The sequence below is a fragment of the Moorena sp. SIO3I6 genome, assembly GCF_010672095.1.
Window position 1 is genome coordinate 1 of record NZ_JAAHHU010000520.1, and the last position, 2,925, is coordinate 2,925.

The following is a 2,925-nucleotide window of genomic DNA, read 5'->3' on the forward strand; positions in this document are numbered from 1 at the left end:
GACTGGGGTAAGTGCTTTACCCTGTGAATCCCGTGCGGAGTCCAAAACCCTCAATCCAGCATGTTCGCTGGCCTTCTCAACGATTTGCCGCAATAGATGATCCGTTGGTGCCTGGATTTCTTTTCTGAGGGTATCTGCGTCCTTAGAGATAATGTCTTTGAGATTCCAACCATAAATAGCGAGGTTGTGGTTAATTCCTTTTTCCATAGCAACAGTAGAACCAACGCCCCCTTGCCAACCAGGACCCCGTTCCCAATAATCTTCTATGTCGTCCATAAATTCGCGGATTGAAAACAATGCCGACCCTAATTCCCACCAGTTTATCTGGTCACCAAACTGTCGCTCTAAGTGCCTAACTACATACTCCATATTCAGGGGTAATCCACCAAATTTACCATATTGGCTGGGACGACGCAGGTGTTTTTCCCAACCCATTTCTTGAGCAATCATCATGGGATAGGATAGGTCAGTGTTAAAAATTGCTCCACTCTGGACGCCATGGCTTAGGGAATCACCAATGGTGACCAGTCGATGTCGGGGAGTGCCTGGCTTTTGGTTGACTTCAATACTTAATTCCGGACGGATACCCAGAGTAGGGTCTGTTTCCGGTGGACGCCCTTGAGGTTGGATAACTTCTTTGACTTGATCTGGAGCGTCAAAGTCGAGCATGTCTTTGGTAAGAAAGCGTTTGATCATAGTTGCCTGTTTATTAAAAAGAAAGAGTGGTAATCAGTGATTAGATAATTCACCTCAGCATCAGTTAATTTCAGAAAGGTAAGCATTCAGCTGTAGAGACATTAGATCCTTAGAGGATATCTCCCAAGTTTTTTGATACTGAATTTTGCCCCCCTAGCCCCCCAACTTTGGGGGGAACAAGAGTCAATTTGCTTCTAAAAGTCCCCCAAAATTGGGGGACCAACGGGGGCTTGAATGTAGCAAATGAGACTTCTCAGACAACCTCTTAGATCCTAGGGGGGTTTCAGGAATTAATTCCTATAAACTACTTCAAAGCCAGCTGTCAAAAATTCCTTTCAAAGATTCCTAAGGGGATTAAGTTGTATAGCACTACGCATTAAAGTTAGGACATTGATAAAAGCTGCAAAAGCTGTTGTAGTCAACTTTTGCATTTTGCCTCTTGCCAATGCCATTGCGCGTAGCGCTATAACCGGTTCGGGTGACTCAGTACCAGTTCCGTTACATTCCGCCTGTTCGAGCTCCATTTCCTCATATTTAGTAAAACACTTAGGCTTAGCAGCTACAGCTAGATCGAGAACAATGGGTACCTCTAATTTGATCGGAACTTGGAAGACACAGGGATTATAGTATTTGTAAGCCATCGGTTTTACCTCTTGCTGCAATTACTTTTAATCAACACATTTCTATAATCTCAGATATAAATCCACCTTCACAGTACCTTTGAGGGTACTTTTGTTTAGCTGATAAGATCACGGCATAACTTAGGATTGATTATCGGTTAATTTCGAAATTAAAACTACTCCAGGCTGAGCTCAACATGGAGGATATCTAGGACTTAATTTATGGCAATACTTTCAAATATCACGGAGCAAAAAGCATTATTTACCGGGAGCAGGTCTTGCGTTGCAGAACAGTTGTACTATGTCCCATTAGAGCAAGCTTAAACCCATCAGGGGGCTATAGATAATGTACAAATATTCATAAGTCACATGCTCCCCCTATTACCTATTACCTATTACCCATTACCTATTACCTATTACCTATTACCTATTACCCAGATAAGCGTACAAATGTTCTGCATAAGTGACATGCTCCCTTATTTACCATTGTTTTAGCTGAGATTTAATAATATTGAAAACTACAAAAATAAGCGTTATATAGCGTTTATCGCAGTTATGAGGTACAGTCTTCTTTGACATTGATTCCCTGTTAGGTGCGCTCTTACCATTAAGAATTAAATTCGCCACGGGTCGCACCTCTTGATGCAGCGCATTGCTATTCCCTATTCCCTATTCCCTCTTCTCTGTTCCCTGCTCCCTGCTCCCTTGCTATATTGACTTTGACCATTGACAATCAAAAATTAACAATTAACAAGTGATGAGTTAGCTCAATAATAAGTATTCAACTGGACTTGAGATCAGCAGTTTATTAACCACAAGGATTTCATGGCTACATCTCCCCTTTCCCCTCGTTTGTTGAGAGGGGCAATAGTCGCTCTAGACCCTGCTAACCCCCTAGCTAGTGTGATTATTTTCCAGTACAATCCGGAGACCATGACGCGATCGCTTACGCCCCGGACAGCAGGAGCGGATTTGTCTGCACAGGGTAAATCTGACCTAGACCCTACTGAAGCAAGTGGCATTGCGATGCTCGGTACGAGCCGCTACGGGATTGACCTTTGGTCACGCTACGCGATCGCATCTTACTAATCGGACTAAATATAGCAGTCGAAGTAAAGGTTAAGACATATTTCTGTTCCCAGATCCGCTGTTCCCTGTTCCCTTTTCTATAACAACTATTCCGATACTGTCCTATAAAATTTTACTACTAATAGAATAACTAGTGTAGCAACTCTTATACCATAGTTTGGTCAAAAAATACATAACCAAGTGCTAGTTTTTTTTGCGAGTTTCAACGATACCGTAGCGATGGGCGTTATCGTTGAGTAGGTGATACCACCAAAGAGAAACTATGTCTAAAACCATGACCTCTGCTGTTGTGCCTAATACTCCTGTACCGCCAACCCAATATGAACTTCCCTGTGATGACGGTATTCCCATGGAAACGGAACGACATAAACTTCAGATGGAATTGCTGACTGACCCGTTATACCCTTGGTTAGCCCAGTGGGAAGATGGCTATGTTGGGGGTAATATGTTTCTTCATTTCAGTGCAGCACAAATTAGGAATCAAGACTTCCGTGTCTTGATGCAGTCGCTCATGGGGGAA

Annotated in this window: 2 protein-coding genes and 2 pseudogenes; 2 read left to right on the forward strand and 2 right to left on the reverse strand. The window is 42.8% G+C overall.

All coding sequences use genetic code 11. The annotated features are described in order from the left end of the window. Together F6K49_RS38865 and F6K49_RS38870 are read right to left on the reverse strand one after the other, a co-directional pair. Positions 1-696: pseudogene (locus tag F6K49_RS38865) on the reverse strand (hypothetical protein); the annotation flags it as partial. Positions 697-1,031: 335 nt separating this feature from the next. Beyond that, positions 1,032-1,337 carry a hypothetical protein gene (locus tag F6K49_RS38870; RefSeq protein WP_293087857.1) on the reverse strand — a complete coding sequence of 102 codons (306 nt, stop codon included), beginning with the start codon at positions 1,335-1,337 and terminating at the stop codon, positions 1,032-1,034. 804 nt (positions 1,338-2,141) lie between these two features. On the opposite strand from F6K49_RS38870, the gene F6K49_RS38875 reads away from it, so the two are divergent. Together F6K49_RS38875 and F6K49_RS38880 are read left to right on the forward strand one after the other, a co-directional pair. Further along, positions 2,142-2,405 carry a hypothetical protein gene (locus tag F6K49_RS38875; protein ID WP_075896879.1) on the forward strand — a complete coding sequence of 88 codons (264 nt, stop codon included), beginning with the start codon at positions 2,142-2,144 and terminating at the stop codon, positions 2,403-2,405. 262 nt (positions 2,406-2,667) lie between these two features. After that, positions 2,668-2,925, forward strand: a pseudogene (locus F6K49_RS38880) (hypothetical protein); the annotation flags it as partial.